The following is a 14,950-nucleotide window of genomic DNA, read 5'->3' on the forward strand; positions in this document are numbered from 1 at the left end:
TAGCCCAAACCTACGCAGGCGCAATAGGCCAGAATGAAATAAGTCGAGCTGTTCCGCGATGAGTTTGCATGGTTTTTCTTCTATGCAAAACAATAATCGGCTGACTTAGTTAAAGATTGGCTCCGGCAATACTGGTTCAGTGCTATCCATATACGTCAGGAAATCAGCCCACAAAGTATGTGTACGTTGTTGAGTAAGCTGCTTTTTACAAGACAAATACATCACCCCTCGAATAGTACCCTCACGCCACTGGCTGTAAATTGCATCACAATAAGATTCGCGGTATTGGAGCCAATCATGCTGTGATAATTTAATTGCGTCGACGACTTCAATATCCTCTTCCTGCCGTTTAAGGCTTGCCTTGAAATATTGTTTCATTGTCGCCTCAGCACCTTCTAGCTCTTTTCCAGCGCAATAATTTATATCAGGCGTAGTGTAGGGGTCATTACAGTCCACCGAGTTTTCGGTAGCAGCGCTTAAGCAAGGTAAAATGCAAAGAATGATCAGCCAGTTTTTCATATCGTACATCCCTTTAAATGAGTTCATAAAGTCTGACCAGCATATAATAAAAAACGCCCCGCAGGTTTCCCTGTGGGGCGTTTTTGATTCGTCAGACGAATAAGACTTAGTGTGCCAGCATAACTAGGTAGTCAGGGGCTACCGCACGAAAGTCTAACGACATGGTAATGCTTAGGGCCGTTACGGTGATGATGGAGAAGAAGAACACTTGGCGTGCCCAACGGTTCACATCAATGTCCGCACGGTAGCCTTTAACTGCCATACCTAGCCACCAAAGGCTAGTACACGCAGCAACGGCCATAAAGCCCACACCTACGTAGCCAGTAAGCGGCAGCATGGCACTCGCTACTGCGAACACAGCAATCCACAAGACAATGTGGTGTTTCGCTTTTTGAATGCCTTGTGCTACTGGCAATACAGGAATACCTGCCGCTGCGTAGTCTTTATAGCGGAAGATGGCAATGGCATAAGAATGAGGCATCTGCCAAATACTAAACATTACCAACAAAATCGCCGCACCTGCGTCGAACTGACCAGTTACCGCACAGTAGCCTACCACTGGTGGTACTGCGCCCGACAAACTACCAATCAACGTGCCGTAAACCGAATTGCGTTTAAAGTACAGGCTGTAAAGACCCACGTACACGAAGTAGCCAAACGCTGCGAAAAACACAGCAACTTCATTCGTGAAGTACGCAAGTAAACTAAACCCGACCACGCCTAGTACCAGTCCGTGTGCTAACGCCGCTTTAAGCGACATTTCACCGGTAACTGTTACGCGGTTGCGAGTACGTTGCATCTTGGCGTCAATGTCGCGGTCGATGCAGTTATTGATCGCACAACCAGAAGCTACAACTAGTGACAATCCAATGATTGTCACCAGCATAAGCAGCCAATCGATGTCACCGCGAGCGGCGAGGAAATACCCCCCCGCCACGGAGATCAAGTTGCCCATAATGATGCCCGGCTTGGTTACCTTAAGGTAACGGTCGAACACACTATGTTGTTCTGGTTTTGACGACGATGAGATCCGCTTAAACATACGCTTCTTCGCCTAGTACATCATCATCAGAACAGATTCGTAGATAATCCAAATGGATAGCGCTACAACCATTACGATAACGATAGCCGTAAAGATAAATGACAAAGTATCGATCTTGCCTTCTTTGGTGAAGTTTAGGTGCAAGAAGTACTTAAGGTGTACAACGATCTGTACAACCGCCGTGACAACAATAATTGCGAACAACGTTGCGCGATCGAAAGCACTTGTCATTACTGCCCAAAATGGAATCACAGTCAAAATTACGGATAGTACGAAGCCTACTACGTAAGAACTTACGCTACCGTGAGAATGTGCATCGTGATCATGTTGACTCATTTACATAGCTCCCATTAGGTAGACGAAAGAGAATACACAGATCCAGATTACGTCTAGGAAGTGCCAGAACAAGCTTAGGCAGCCTAAGCGAGTTACAGTGCGGTCTTGAAGGCCGCGTTTAGCAACATCGATAAACATAACTGTGATCCATAGCAGACCTGCAGTTACGTGCAAACCGTGCAAACCAACTAGCGAGAAGAACGCTGTTAGGAACGCACTTGTGCTTGGTCCGTGACCCGCATGGATTAAGTGATTAAATTCGTAAAGCTCAATCGCGATGAAGGCTGCACCGAACACGAACGTCACAGCTAACCATAGTAGCGTGCCGCCTTTGTTCTTTTTGTATGCGCTGATCATTGCGAAGCCGAATGTAATCGAACTCAACAATAGAGCAGCCGTACCGCCAGCGATCAGATCAAGATCAAAAATATCTTTACCAGAGACACCACCTGCAGTGTTCATGAACAGCACTGCGTACGTCGCAAAGAAGCACGAGAACAGAATGCAGTCGGTCATCAGGTAAATCCAGAAACCTAACGTAGTGTTACGCCCGGTATCGTGGTGTTCGTCATGGTGCGCATCGTGATGCGCAGTTGCAGAAGTACTCATGATTACCCCTTCGCCACGTTATCTAGGTGTGCATTCTCGATACGTGCTACTTCATCAGGCTGTACGTAGTAATCAGTATTACTTGCGTAAGCACGGCAGATGAAGGCAACGATCAAGCCGATGAAGCTTGCACCAGCTAACCACCAGATGTGCCAGATCAATGCAAAGCCCATAGCCGTAGCTAGAAGACCCATGATCGGACCAGCATTGGTGTTGCTTGGCATGTGGATTGGCTCGTAGCTTGCGTGACGCTGGTAAGCAGTGCCTTTCTCTTTCATGTCAGTGAACGCATCCAAGTCTTCAACTTGTGGCAATTTAGCGAAGTTGTAGAACTGTGGAGGAGACGCTAGAGACCATTCTAGAGTGTGGCCGTTCCATGGGTCACCAGTTTTGTCCAAGTTCTTGTCTTTGTTCTTGAAGCCAAGAATCAATTGAAGAACGAACGCACCGATACCAATAGCGATTACAAACGCACCCACTGCTGCGATGTAAAGCCAAACGTTCCAGTCTGGGTTGTCTGTGTGGTTTAGACGGCGAGTCATACCCATGAATCCAAGCACGTAAAGTGGCATGAACGCTAGGAAGAAGCCGATGAACCAACACCAGAAAGACACTTTGCCCAGTTTTGGATCTAGGTGGAAGCCCATTGCTTTCGGGAACCAGAACGCGAAGCCTGCTAGGTAACCGAATACTGCACCACCGATAATCGTGTTATGGAAGTGAGCGATTAGGAACAATGAGTTGTGTAGAACGTAGTCTGCACCAGGGATCGCAAGTAGTACACCTGTCATACCACCGATTGAGAAGGTGATCATGAAACCAATTACCCAGTACATAGGTACTTCCATACGGATGCGACCTTTGTACATTGTGAACAACCAGTTGAACAGTTTTACACCTGTCGGAATGGCGATGATCATCGTCATAATACCGAAGAAGGCGTTAACGTTCGCACTTGACCCCATGGTAAAGAAGTGGTGTAGCCATACGATAAAGCCTAGAAGTGATATAACACCGGAGGCATAAATCATTGACTTGTGACCGAATAATCGCTTGCCTGAGAAGGTCGATACGATTTCCGAGAACATACCGAATGCAGGCAGTACTAGGATGTACACTTCAGGGTGACCCCATGCCCAGAACAAGTTGATGTACATCATCGAGTTCCCGCCTAGGTCGTTAGTAAAGAAGTGGAAGTCCAAGTAACGGTCAAGTGTTAGCATGGCTAGTGCAGCAGTCAGGATCGGGAAAGATGCTACGATCAATACGTTGGCCCAAGTACAAGTCCAAGTAAAGATAGGCATATCCATCAACTTCATGCCAGGTGTACGCATCTTAAGCACAGTGATTAAGAAGTTAACACCCGTTAGCGTTGTACCAATACCTGATATCTGCAATGCCCAAATGTAGTAATCCACACCGGTCCCTGGACTAAATTCAAGCCCTGACAATGGCGGGTAAGCCACCCAACCTGTCATTGCGAATTCACCAAGACCTAGAGAGATGTTTACTAGCAACGCACCAGATACTGCCAACCAGAAAGATAGGTTGTTCAGGAATGGGAAGGCAACGTCACGCGCACCGATCTGTAGTGGAACGATGATGTTCATCAGACCGATCATAAATGGCATCGCCATAAAGATGATCATGATGACACCGTGTGCCGTAAAGATCTGGTCGTAGTGGTGCGGTGGTAAATAACCCTCCGAACCATTGGTTGCCACAGCGAGCTGTGTACGCATCATAATCGCGTCCGCGAAACCACGGACTAGCATTACTAGCGCAAGGATGATGTACATGATACCCAAGCGTTTATGGTCGACAGAGGTCAACCATTCACGCCATAGCCAGCCCCACTTTTTAGCAAGAGTCATAAACACGAACAGTGCCGCGCCGCCGACTGCTACAACAGCTAGGGTAACTAGGACAATTGGGTCATGAGGGATCGCGTCCCAAGACAATTTACCTAGAAGATTCATTAGTGAGATGCCTCCTCAGCTTCATGGGAAGTGCTTGTACGCTCACGCTTAGGCAGGATGATGCCTTCAGGTAGCTCTGCACCGTACTCTGGCTTACCGTAGAATTCGATACGGCCCATGTCGCCCATGTATTCCCAGATGATGTCAAAGAACAGACCGTCTTTAACCGTTCCGAAGTACTCAACTGGGTGGTATTCAGTTGGCTCAACAAGCGCTTCATAACGCTCAGTTGTTAGCGCTTCACCGTTTGCTTTCACGCCTTCAACCCACTCTTGGAAGTCTTCACGAGTTGGTGTTGCAATTGTTTCGAATTGCATGCCAGTGAAGCCATGTCCTGAGTAGTTTGCAGAGATACCTTTGAAAGTACCTGGCTCATCAGCGATTAAGTGAAGTTTCGTTTCCATGCCTGCCATAGAGTAGATTTGACTACCTAGTTGTGGGATGAAGAACGAGTTCATTGTGCCCGCTGAAGTAATGCGGAAGTTCACAGGAACATTCGCTGGGAATGCCAACTCATTTACCGTTGCGATACCAAGATCTGGGTAAATGAATAACCATTTCCAGTTAAGAGAAACCACTTCAACAGTGATTGGCTCTTCTTCAGATTCGATAGGCTTGTATGGATTCAACGCATGCGTTGATTTGTAAGTAATTACACCAAGAATCGCGATAATGATAATTGGAATAATCCATACTACGGCTTCAATTTTTGTGGAGTGTGACCATTTTGGTTCATATGCTTCACCACGACCTTCGCGATATTTCCATGCGAAGTAAAGTGTCATGAGAATCACCGGAACCACAACAAGCAGCATTAGGATAGTCGCTGTGATAATCAGCTCCTTCTCCATAACACCGATTTGTCCTTTCGGGTCAAGCACACCACCCTGACAACCAGCTAGTAGAGCTACTAGTGCTGCCAAAGCGACTTTACTTAAGTTACGAGTTAACAAGAGATTCATCCTCTAACCCTAGATTGACGTAGGCTGACATCGAAACGATGACAGGATTTCAGACCGGCTCAGGCCGGTAACTTTTCCGCGGGGGAGTCTTGCGTGCGCCCAAAGAGAGCACATGAACACCAAGTTCATTCATTCGAATGAATTTGACGCTCTACAACACTCTTTAAGCAGAAACTGGGGGTGCACGACAAGCCAATACAGCACGCTGGCAAACTTGTCGAATCGCCACCTGACGTGGTGGCTTGATGTTGCGGCGGTTTTTCTCCGGCAACACAAATTGTCCACTGGGCATAAACAACCAGTAGACAAACACAAAGAGGCTGATAATGCCGAAAAAGGCATACAGGGAGATAAGAGGCAGGTCTTTGAAAACCGTTTGGAAAAAGTCACTTGGATCGTAAGCGCCACCTAGTGGGAAGATGACAAGATTAACCGCCACCACAGCTAAAACAAACGCGTTCAGACGAGCCGCCCACTTCATAGACTGAAGAGGCTGGCGTAGCTCGCCAAGACTGCTCATCATGCTGTTTGTTTGCTTCACATCCACTATCGGATACCTACGTTTTGACCTGTGACAGAACACAATTGCTCAACATTTGATCAATTATGACATAAATCAGAATTTCGACCGAAAATTGTACACATTAGTTCGCAATCTCTCCACCTTAAATTTCACATATTAGATGGCAACCTGTTTTTGATTCATAAATAAGTTGTATTTATTCAATAATTGCAATTTATACGATCATTTAACTTGAGAATCTTTCATGATCAAAAAACCAAATAAAATATATTCTCATTAATTATGTTATATCGTAACATTGCATCCTAAATAACTGATTTATTTAAGGACTGTCATTTTCATGTGCCCTCTTCACGCTCGTAAGCTCTGCTTGCTCTCATTCGTAACGTTCATGGCTCTGAACCTGAATGCAACACCCACTGAGTCAAATACCGTCAAAATCAATGCTGCATTTGAGTTCTCAAGCATTGATCCTTCCCGTAGTGGTTATGTATTTACGCGTATGCAGGTGTTAGAAACGCTTCTCAATGTCGATGAGAAAGGCGCTTTAACGGCTGGTTTAGCGAGCGACTGGGAGATACTAGAGCAAGGCAAGCGCTGGCGTTTGACGCTACGCGACGATGTTGTTTTCCACAACGACACGCCAATGACAGCAGCCAGTGTGGTAGCGGCATTGAATATAGCCAAAGAGAAGCCAGGTGCTTGGCAGGGCGTTCCTGTGCAAGCCATCAAAGCAGTCAGTGACCACCAAATCGACATTGAACTAACCCAAGCATACCAACCATTGGGGGCGATCTTAGCAAACTATGCGAGCTCGATCTTAGCGCCTGAAGCATATGGGCAGGATAATGTCGCGACGCAATTAATCGGCACAGGGCCGTTCTCTGCCTACGAAGTGACGGTTCCTCACCGTTTAGTGGTAGAAAAGTTTGATCAATACTGGGGCCAAAAAGCTCAAATCGAATACGCTCGTTACTTAACTGGCCACCGTGCGGAAGCGCGCGTTTTACAAGCCCGCAGCGGCCAAGCGGACATTGTCTTTGGCTTAGACCCTGCAGCCCTGCCAACGCTAAAACGCTTACCTAACCTAGAGGTTGTCCGTTCCGATTTGCCACGTACCTTGGTCGTGAAAGTCAATGCGGGCCAAGCGTTTCTAAGCCCAGTTGAAGCGCGCCAAGCCCTAAGTTATGCCCTCAACCGCCAGGGTATTGCGATGGCGGTACTGCGCTCTCCAGAATCTGCTACGGCGCAAATCTTACCGCCTTACATGAGCGACTGGTATGTAGCCAACTCGGACATGTCACAGGATCTTGAGAAGGCAAATGCCTTGTTGGCAGGGCTGGGTTGGCAGAAAAACAGTGATGGCTGGCTAGAAAAAGACGGCCAGGTGTTTGAAATCGACATGATCACTTACGCTGACCGCCCAGAGCTAACTACCGTTGCGACGGCGATCCAAGACCAATGGAAGCAAGTTGGTGTGAAGTTAAACGTTAACATTACCAATTCCAGCGCCATTCCTGCCGGTCATGCTGATGATTCATTGGATACGGCATTGATCGCCCGTAACTACGGTTCGATTGCGAGTCCTTTAGGTACGTTGATCAAAGATATGGGGCAAGCTAAAGGCGGTGATTGGGGCACGATGAACTGGTCAAATAGCTACGTGCAAAGCACTTTGACAGAGCTATTGAGTGAGGCTGATGCGAGTGTTTTCACGCAAAAGGCGCAGCGTATTGCTCAGGCAATTTATGATGAAAAACCTCTGATCCCAGTGGCTTACTACGTTCAGCAAACAGCGGTGAATAAGCGTCTTGAAGGGTTCCGCTTCGATCCATATGAGCGCAGCTTCTTCCTAAATGAACTGACTTGGGTGAAATAATGCGCCAACTGTTGTTGAAGCGTTTACTGCAATTGATTGCCGTATCATGGGGGGTCGGTACGCTGACCTTCATTTTGATGCGCTCGTTACCGGGCGACATGGCGTATCGTATCGCGGCCAGCCGTTATGGTATGGATGCAGTGGACAGTCGAGCTGCTGACATCGTGCGCGAGGAACTAGGCCTTGATCAAGGGGCGTTATCCGCCTACTGGCAGTGGTTTACTGACCTACTGAGCTGGAATCTTGGCAACTCGCTGGTGAGTGGTGCGCCCGTATCGGAATCCCTTTGGCATATGCTCGGGCACTCCTTGCTGTTGGCTGGGGCTGGCATGGCCATCGCGCTGATCATCGCTATACCTTTGGGGTTGGCAAGTGCTTACTGGGGAGGGTGGCTAGACAGAGCATTGCTGACTGCATCGACGGTTATGCGTGCTGTACCCGTGTTTGTGATTGGTTTGCTGGCGGTGATTGTATTTGCCCTAGAGTGGAATCTTTTCCCTGTGGCGGGTTTTGGTACCCCCGCTCACCTTGTGTTGCCTGCACTGACCTTAGCATTGAGCTTAGCGGCCATGTCTAATCGTGTGATTCATACGGAAGCCAAGCGTGTGTTTGGCTCATCTTTCTATGAGTTTGCGCGAATGAAAGGGCTGTCGACTTGGCAAGCTTTCAAACATCACGGTATCCGTAATATTGCCGTACCCGTGGTGGCGTTCTTAGGCATTCAGTTGATTACCGTTGTGGAAGGTGTGGTGATGATCGAGTCCTTGTTTTCATGGCCTGGTATCGGTCATGGTCTTGCTCACGCTATCTTTGCCCGTGATATTCCCCTGATTCAGGGGGCTGCCTTGATGATGGGCGTGATGTTTGTTGTGTTGAATACCTTGGTTGATATTGCCTGTCATTATCTCGACCCACGTGGAGGACGTATCGCCTAATGCTTGCTCTTTCTACTACGCAAAAATCGGGTCTGGCGTTACTCGTTCTGTTGATCGCTTATGCATTGTGTGCACCTTTGCTGCAAGCGGGCGATGCAACAACGCAAAACTTGAGTCAAATCTTAACGTCACCTAATGCTGATTACTGGCTAGGGACCGATCATTTTGGCCGCAATATGTGGCTACGTTTGGCCGAAGCAATGCAGCTTTCGCTGATGATGGCAGCCTTATGCGTGATGACGTCTGCGATTATCGGTGTCACTGTTGGTGTGCTTGCGGCCACCCGCGCCCCTTGGTTTGATCGAGTGATGGATGGCATCGTAACCATGATTTTGGCGTTGCCGGGTCTGGTTCTGGTGTTGATCTTCGCTGCGATTGTACCGGGCTCTTTTTGGGTGCTGTATGTGGCGATCTCATTGATTCAATGGATTGAATACTTCCGTATCAGTCGCGCTATCACTCAGCGTTTGACGCAATCTCCTGCGGTGCAATCGTCAAAGTTAATGGGGTTTGGAGAATGGTATATTTTCCGACGTCATTATTTTCCTGCCATCATGCCGCAGTTGTTTACCATTGCTGCTTTTGGTGCTGCCAATGCTATTTTGATGATGGCGTCGTTGGGTTTTGTCTATGTCGGGATTCAACCGCCATTGGCTGAACTGGGATTAATGATCGTCGAGCATTTTCCATACTATAGTGATGCACCTTGGTTGCTGGCACAGCCCTTAGCTGCATTGGCCCTAGTCGTATTAGCGTGTCAATTAATGGGCCGAGGTAAAGCTCTATGAGTTTAATTCATATCGAAAATCTGTCGGTACATGCGGGCTCTGTTGAACTGCTTGCGCCCATTAGTCTCACCGTGCAAAAAGGTGAACGTTTGACCATTCTAGGTCAAACGGGGTCAGGCAAAAGCCTGCTTGCACAGGCGATTATGGGGAATTTACCCGCAAGTTTGCGTGCCGAGGGCGACGTGCGACTGTTTGAACAGCGTGTTAATGCTGAGGAACGTCAAGCGTTCTGGGGTAAGCAGATTAGTATGTTGCCGCAGGAGCCTTGGAATTCCCTAGATCCGTTAATGGGAGCTAAGCAACAGTTAGCGCAAACTTATCATCTCGTCGCTGGTGAGGGAGCTGCTCAAGCTCAACAAAGTGCGGACTACACGTTAGCCCTGCAGGGGTTACAAGAAAGTGGCCATAAGCGGGTAGATCAGCTGTCTGGCGGTATGGCACAGCGTGTTGCCATTGCTTGCGCCATGGCGGGTGGTGCACCGGTTTTATTGGCGGACGAACCTACAAAAGGTTTGGATGTTTCCCGTCGTGACCAAGTGGTCGAGCAGTTGATGACACAATCTGAGCAAGGCGCTCTCATTACCATTACACATGATGTCGCTGTGGCTCGTCAGATTGGTGGTCGCATGATGGTGATTAAGTCTGGCGAATTACTGGAAGAAGGTAATGCCGAAGACATTCTCAATGCGCCTCAGCACGCTTTTACCAAAGCATTGATCGATGCCGACCCTGTCAATTGGGCGGATGAAACACGTGATACACGCTACGGTGAGCCGTTGATTTCTGTGCAAGACTTAAGCATAGGTCACGGTAAACAAGCGCTTACTAGGCATCTAAACTTTACCCTGCATCAAGGGGAAGTGGTTGGTGTCGTGGGTGATAGTGGCTGTGGTAAAAGCACATTAGGCGATACGTTGCTGGGTGTTCATAAAGCGCTTGGTGGTAAAATAGAACGCCACAGCAATGCGCCACTGCATCAATGGCAAAAGCTCTATCAAGATCCTACAGCGGCCGTCAGCTCGGCGGTGTCATTGCGCACTCTGCTTAATGACATGGTGTCACTGCATAACATTGATCGTTCCCGTATTGCACCGCTGATGCAACAGCTAGGGTTAAGTGATGATCTGCTAAATCGTAACTCTGAAGGGGTTTCTGGCGGCGAACTGCAGCGATTTTGCATGTTGCGTGCATTGTTGTTGGAACCAGTGCTCTTGTTTGCTGATGAGCCAACTTCTCGATTAGACCCGATCACTCAGAGGGAAGTCAGCCAGCTACTGGTAGATGTTGCGAAACAAAATGGTTGTGCGGTGATGTTGGTTAGCCACGATCCAGCCATGATTCATAAGCGCTGTGATCGAGTGATCAGTTTAAGCCAGTAAAAGCAGGGTCTTATAGGCAAAGCGCTTGCATTCACAAGCAAATGTTATAATATAACATTTGCTTGTGATTGAAGATTAAGCAAGTTGGCTTTTGAAACAAGTGAACTTCGCTGCCAACTTGGTTTGTCTGAAATTGCGGCAGCTCCCAGCGCTAAGACATGTCTCCAGAAAAAGAGCACCTCGCTTGCATACTGTCCATTTGCGTGACTGGAACATGTTTTCTCATGCGCTTTTTTAATGCCCGATGGTGAATTTCCACGTCGGGTTTTTTTATTTGAAACACACTAAATTCAGCTGATATAGCACATACTTTTTCTTATCTTTTTTAGAAGACATACACCTTTTTGGGCTACTATGTTAATGGTTCAGTATAAAGAAACATTATAGGATAGGTGTGCAAACTTTCGATTTTCAAAATTTTGTATCTGCTTTAGATACCGCTCAGCAAGCCCACTTTGAATGGTCCCAGCGCATCCTACGCTGTGCGGTTTTGCATACTCGTCCACAAGAAGACATGATGCGAACGAATGCTCATCATATTTGTTTATTTGGTCAGTTTTTAGATCAACACAAAATCGCTTTTTATACGATCAATACAGATAGAGCTGAGCAGTTGTTTCTGGTTCACAAGCAAATGCATGATGCGATTCGATCCATTGCCATTCCTATTAGCAAAGGAAAGCCAGGAAATAAAGTTGACCTTGATGAGTTCGAGACCTCCCAAGCAGCGATGCTAGACCATCTCGCTTATTTCAAAACCAACGCTATCCATCAATACACTCAGATCGACAGTCTGACGGGCTTACCTTTGCGTCAGCGTTTAACGCAAGACTTTGAGGCGAAGAAAAATCGTGGCAATTGGGCGGTGGGGCTGATGTTTATGGACGTTGATCATTTTAAAGCGATTAATGATCTGTATGGACACAGTATGGGTGATCGAGTGCTACAGCATTTAGTAAAGCAAACTCACAGCCTGCTAGAACCCCATCAATCAATGTATCGCTATGGTGGTGAGGAATTTGTCGTGGTGTCCAATGATTTGGTTGAGTCGTATGACGCTCTAGAGCTAGCTGAACAAATTCGAGCATCACTTTTTAACACGCCGGTTGAGATTGAGAATGGCGATACCATACCGATCAGTGTGACGATAGGCGTTGCCATTGCATCAGAAGGTGAGCCGCTCGCTAACCTTATCGAACGAGCGGACCATGCGATGTACCTTGGTAAGAAGCAAGGGCGTAACCGCGTCATCCATTTAGAAAACTTAAATTGAACTTATTTTTCTAAGATCGGAGCGTCGAACTCTTCTGGCTCATCGGTGTAAATACACACATTCCAGTCAGCCGCTAAGCCATCTTCTGCTTGGCAGTACTGTTCGAAGAACGCGGCAATCTCTTTGCGCTGACAATGGGCTTCGAATGCAGCCATGTTTGCCCATTGCTCGTTGAAGGCTAGCGGAAAGGTTTTTCCCTCTGCAAATAGGCTTGGAATATGGCGTGTTACACGGTACTGAAGGCAGCCATCTTCACGCAGTGTATTGGGCTCAAGGCTTTGTAGAACTTTAAATAATTCCTGCTCTTTGCCTTCTTTTGGCAAAAACTGTGCGATGCAGTAAACCGTACTAGACATAAAAAATCCTTATATAAGTTTGAATCAGAGAGCTGACCATTCACTAAGCTGAAGCTTACGACGACGGATCGAATAAAACACCGCCATACCTACGCCATAAACAATGCCCCAAACAGCTGCCTTGTCCATGGCCGTTTTCATGGTGTCTTGGCTACCTAACAAGCCAAAATACATGACTAAGAAAATGATGATAGCGAAGTACCAAAATGCAATCACGGCGTTTAAGTGAAAGCCTAAGTAGTAAGGTGGTGGTACTTTGATGCCCAGCATACGTAATAAGCTAAACATAGGGGGCTTATAGTTGGATAACCATACGCCTTGAGCTTGAAGCTCGGCATGGGCTTTCATTAATTTGTCTTCAAATGCCACGTTGCGTTCCTTTCGATTACTCACCGCTATGACGAGCGGGTGTTTTTTATAAGTTGGCTAACAGAGAAACCTGTTACCCAAGAGGTTCCCGCGAGAACCAGCAAAGTACCTATGAGTGTATTCCAGCCCACAGGTTCCCCTAAAAATAAGTGTCCCCACAGGATACCAAAGACTGGTACCAAAAAGGTAACTGATAACGCCGAGGCCGCGCCGATGTCGTCAACGAGCCGGAAATACAGAATGTAAGCCAAGCCAGTACAGAAAACTCCAAGAGCTAACACGGGGAGGCCTATCTCTAATGTTAGCGGCTCGCGTGCAGGCATGAGAAGTGCCAACGGGAGTAACAAAAGCGAGGCGCCCCACATGCTGCCGTGGGCGTTATTAAACGAAGAGACTTTCGGAGCGATTTTGGTGTAGTTCGTAGCAATACCATAACTAAATGCTGCTGAAACACTGCATAACATAGGCAATGCGGCATCCCATCCCACTAAACGAGCCTCCTTGCCAACCAAGACACAAACGCCGACGACGCCCAGAGCGAGGCCCATCATAAACTTATTGGTTAAGCGGTTACCGCCCCAAACCACTGAAATCAATGCGCCCCAGATGGGGGCCGTCGAATTTAAGATCGACAGGGTTGAAGCGTTCAGTGTTTGCGCCGCATAAGCGATTAAGACAAAGGGTAAAGCTGTACTGAATAAACCGAGAATCAGATAATGTTTCGGATGCGCAAGAAAGTCTAAACGTTTACGCCACAACGTCGCGATGGTAAGCAGCGTCAAAGCTGCCAGCACCACTCGTGCTTCGATTAAGAGCGCAGGCCCCATGGGATTCGCAGCAATGCGCATAAACAGGAAAGAGCTACCCCATAAAGCAGCTAAGACAAACAAGCTAAGCAAGCTGGTCATTTTAGAATCCCTAAAAGGCTATACTTTGCTATAAGAGTCGCGGTAGGACAACCGGAATCTTGCCAAGACAAGGACTGGCTGCCCAATCACCAGGGGAGACGACAATTCGGCGGAAAATGGGCGCTAGCACCCAAAAGAATCGAATAAAGACTGTGTTATTTGCAACGGCGACAGGTAACGCAGCGGGTGATGATCCAGACCACGACCATTATCGGTGCCACCAATATCAACGGTAAGCTTGGGTAGTCTGCAAAACAGGTTAAGAAGCCATAGGTAAATGTCATCAAACCGACAATCACAAAGCTGGTCGCGAAGTTCACTAGTAGCTTCACTTGTTGCGCCGTTTCCAACAAGGTCACGAGACGAACAGTTGTTCGCACGGCCCAGATGGCGGGAATCAATGGCAGCAAAGCAATGATAGTGAACCAGCTGCTTTCTGGGTAAAAATGAATAAAGATTGCGCTGAGTAGCAACAATACAATAAATGCCGCAATCGGTAGAACCAAATCTTTTGCGCATTGGTATTTGCTTAATAAGCGAAACATAGAGTACCTCTAATATGCCAAATCGACTTAGCGCAAGTTACGCCTAGGTACTCCCATTCACTATCCTGTTTGCGACGAATTAATGCCCACTTGCGTTGGAAAACAGATTAATCACAATAACCCCCAGAATGATCAGCCCCATACCCAGTAGAGCAGGCGTGTCCAGCTTCTGGCCAAACATAAACCAGCCGATCACCGCCGTTAGAACAATCCCCAGTCCGGCCCAAATGGCATAAGCGATGCCTACCGACATGACTTTCAACGTAAGAGACAAGAAATAAAACGCCAGTCCATAGCCGACTACGACCAGTACACTTGGCCCAAGCTTAGTAAAACCCTCGCTCGCCTTAAGTGCTGAGGTGGCAATGACTTCGGACAAAATCGCCACCAGTAAAATAATCCATGTTTTCATTGCGGTGTCTCGTATCTAGATATAATAAATTTGGATAGCTGTTATCAAAAATTAGAGATTCATGAATGTCTTGGCTTTCGTATCATGTAGGCATCAACACGGCTGATGTCAGCCTGTTCCCTATTTGACAAGGAGC

Annotated in this window: 17 protein-coding genes; 5 read left to right on the plus strand and 12 right to left on the minus strand. The window is 47.4% G+C overall.

All coding sequences use genetic code 11. The annotated features are described in order from the left end of the window. Positions 1–105 precede the first annotated feature (105 nt). The 7 genes from JHD44_RS05960 to JHD44_RS05990 form a co-directional block, all read right to left on the minus strand. Positions 106–546 (minus strand): lysozyme inhibitor LprI family protein, encoded by a 441-nt coding sequence (locus JHD44_RS05960; RefSeq protein ID WP_199461857.1) that lies wholly within the window; start codon positions 544–546, stop codon positions 106–108. Positions 547–625: 79 nt separating this feature from the next. Further along, a complete protein-coding gene (gene cyoE, locus JHD44_RS05965; RefSeq protein ID WP_199461858.1) occupies positions 626–1,561 on the minus strand; it encodes a heme o synthase in 936 nt (311 codons plus the stop codon). Between the two features lie 12 nt (positions 1,562–1,573). Next, entirely contained in the window at positions 1,574–1,897 is a 324-nt protein-coding gene (gene cyoD, locus JHD44_RS05970; RefSeq protein WP_199461859.1) for a cytochrome o ubiquinol oxidase subunit IV, read from the minus strand. Continuing rightward, positions 1,898–2,506, minus strand: coding sequence for a cytochrome o ubiquinol oxidase subunit III (cyoC, locus tag JHD44_RS05975; RefSeq protein WP_199461860.1), 609 nt, complete (start codon positions 2,504–2,506; stop codon positions 1,898–1,900). A 2-nt stretch (positions 2,507–2,508) separates the two neighbouring features. Next, positions 2,509–4,485, minus strand: a complete 1,977-nt coding sequence (gene cyoB, locus JHD44_RS05980; RefSeq protein WP_199461861.1) for a cytochrome o ubiquinol oxidase subunit I — start codon at positions 4,483–4,485, stop codon at positions 2,509–2,511. Then, the gene (gene cyoA / locus JHD44_RS05985; protein ID WP_199461862.1) at positions 4,485–5,447 is read right to left on the minus strand and encodes a ubiquinol oxidase subunit II; all 963 of its coding nucleotides are present in this window, start codon (positions 5,445–5,447) and stop codon (positions 4,485–4,487) included. Before cyoA ends, cyoB begins: the two co-directional genes overlap by 1 nt. Before the next feature lie 163 nt (positions 5,448–5,610). Then, positions 5,611–5,994, minus strand: coding sequence for a hypothetical protein (locus JHD44_RS05990; RefSeq protein ID WP_199461863.1), 384 nt, complete (start codon positions 5,992–5,994; stop codon positions 5,611–5,613). Positions 5,995–6,310: 316 nt separating this feature from the next. Between JHD44_RS05990 and JHD44_RS05995 the strand changes: the two genes are divergently transcribed. The 5 genes from JHD44_RS05995 to JHD44_RS19070 all read left to right on the plus strand — a co-directional run bounded on the left by JHD44_RS05995 (position 6,311) and on the right by JHD44_RS19070 (position 12,224). Then, the gene (locus JHD44_RS05995) at positions 6,311–7,849 is read left to right on the plus strand and encodes an ABC transporter substrate-binding protein (RefSeq protein WP_233401815.1); all 1,539 of its coding nucleotides are present in this window, start codon (positions 6,311–6,313) and stop codon (positions 7,847–7,849) included. Beyond that, complete coding sequence (locus tag JHD44_RS06000; protein ID WP_199461864.1) at positions 7,849–8,784, plus strand: ABC transporter permease; 936 nt, start codon at positions 7,849–7,851, stop codon at positions 8,782–8,784. The genes JHD44_RS05995 and JHD44_RS06000 overlap by 1 nt, the downstream gene beginning before the upstream one ends. Next, complete coding sequence (locus JHD44_RS06005; RefSeq protein ID WP_199461865.1) at positions 8,784–9,572, plus strand: ABC transporter permease; 789 nt, start codon at positions 8,784–8,786, stop codon at positions 9,570–9,572. Before JHD44_RS06000 ends, JHD44_RS06005 begins: the two co-directional genes overlap by 1 nt. Continuing rightward, positions 9,569–10,951, plus strand: a complete 1,383-nt coding sequence (locus JHD44_RS06010; protein WP_199461866.1) for an ABC transporter ATP-binding protein — start codon at positions 9,569–9,571, stop codon at positions 10,949–10,951. Before JHD44_RS06005 ends, JHD44_RS06010 begins: the two co-directional genes overlap by 4 nt. Before the next feature lie 394 nt (positions 10,952–11,345). Further along, positions 11,346–12,224, plus strand: a complete 879-nt coding sequence (locus JHD44_RS19070; protein WP_199461867.1) for a diguanylate cyclase — start codon at positions 11,346–11,348, stop codon at positions 12,222–12,224. A gap of 2 nt (positions 12,225–12,226) precedes the next feature. On the opposite strand, the gene JHD44_RS06020 is transcribed toward JHD44_RS19070, so the two are convergent. The 5 genes from JHD44_RS06020 to JHD44_RS06040 all read right to left on the minus strand — a co-directional run bounded on the left by JHD44_RS06020 (position 12,227) and on the right by JHD44_RS06040 (position 14,814). Continuing rightward, positions 12,227–12,580: a putative quinol monooxygenase gene (locus JHD44_RS06020; protein WP_199461868.1), complete on the minus strand. Its 354-nt coding sequence runs from the start codon at positions 12,578–12,580 to the stop codon at positions 12,227–12,229. A 24-nt stretch (positions 12,581–12,604) separates the two neighbouring features. Next, positions 12,605–12,949, minus strand: a complete 345-nt coding sequence (locus JHD44_RS06025; protein ID WP_199461869.1) for a DUF6404 family protein — start codon at positions 12,947–12,949, stop codon at positions 12,605–12,607. A gap of 26 nt (positions 12,950–12,975) precedes the next feature. Further along, on the minus strand, positions 12,976–13,857 hold the full coding sequence (locus JHD44_RS06030) for a DMT family transporter (protein ID WP_199461870.1): 882 nt from the start codon (positions 13,855–13,857) through the stop codon (positions 12,976–12,978). Between the two features lie 155 nt (positions 13,858–14,012). After that, complete coding sequence (locus JHD44_RS06035) at positions 14,013–14,402, minus strand: hypothetical protein (protein ID WP_199461871.1); 390 nt, start codon at positions 14,400–14,402, stop codon at positions 14,013–14,015. Positions 14,403–14,481: 79 nt separating this feature from the next. Continuing rightward, positions 14,482–14,814 carry a DMT family transporter gene (locus JHD44_RS06040; protein WP_199461872.1) on the minus strand — a complete coding sequence of 111 codons (333 nt, stop codon included), beginning with the start codon at positions 14,812–14,814 and terminating at the stop codon, positions 14,482–14,484. Between the last annotated feature and the right edge of the window lie 136 nt (positions 14,815–14,950).

It is taken from the genome of Marinomonas ostreistagni, assembly GCF_016461785.1.
Taxonomy (GTDB): domain Bacteria; phylum Pseudomonadota; class Gammaproteobacteria; order Pseudomonadales; family Marinomonadaceae; genus Marinomonas; species Marinomonas ostreistagni_A.

Bases quoted from the DNA above. Each gene is read 5' to 3' on its own strand.
- JHD44_RS05960 (WP_199461857.1), bottom strand. From the start codon at position 546: ATGAACTCATTTAAAGGGATGTACGATATGAAAAACTGGCTGATCATT.
- cyoE (WP_199461858.1), bottom strand. From the start codon at position 1,561: ATGTTTAAGCGGATCTCATCGTCGTCAAAACCAGAACAACATAGTGTG.
- cyoD (WP_199461859.1), bottom strand. From the start codon at position 1,897: ATGAGTCAACATGATCACGATGCACATTCTCACGGTAGCGTAAGTTCT.
- cyoC (WP_199461860.1), bottom strand. From the start codon at position 2,506: ATGAGTACTTCTGCAACTGCGCATCACGATGCGCACCATGACGAACAC.
- cyoB (WP_199461861.1), bottom strand. From the start codon at position 4,485: ATGAATCTTCTAGGTAAATTGTCTTGGGACGCGATCCCTCATGACCCA.
- cyoA (WP_199461862.1), bottom strand. From the start codon at position 5,447: ATGAATCTCTTGTTAACTCGTAACTTAAGTAAAGTCGCTTTGGCAGCA.
- JHD44_RS05995 (WP_233401815.1), top strand. From the start codon at position 6,311: ATGTGCCCTCTTCACGCTCGTAAGCTCTGCTTGCTCTCATTCGTAACG.
- JHD44_RS06000 (WP_199461864.1), top strand. From the start codon at position 7,849: ATGCGCCAACTGTTGTTGAAGCGTTTACTGCAATTGATTGCCGTATCA.
- JHD44_RS06005 (WP_199461865.1), top strand. From the start codon at position 8,784: ATGCTTGCTCTTTCTACTACGCAAAAATCGGGTCTGGCGTTACTCGTT.
- JHD44_RS06010 (WP_199461866.1), top strand. From the start codon at position 9,569: ATGAGTTTAATTCATATCGAAAATCTGTCGGTACATGCGGGCTCTGTT.
- JHD44_RS06020 (WP_199461868.1), bottom strand. From the start codon at position 12,580: ATGTCTAGTACGGTTTACTGCATCGCACAGTTTTTGCCAAAAGAAGGC.
- JHD44_RS06030 (WP_199461870.1), bottom strand. From the start codon at position 13,857: ATGACCAGCTTGCTTAGCTTGTTTGTCTTAGCTGCTTTATGGGGTAGC.
- JHD44_RS06035 (WP_199461871.1), bottom strand. From the start codon at position 14,402: ATGTTTCGCTTATTAAGCAAATACCAATGCGCAAAAGATTTGGTTCTA.
- JHD44_RS06040 (WP_199461872.1), bottom strand. From the start codon at position 14,814: ATGAAAACATGGATTATTTTACTGGTGGCGATTTTGTCCGAAGTCATT.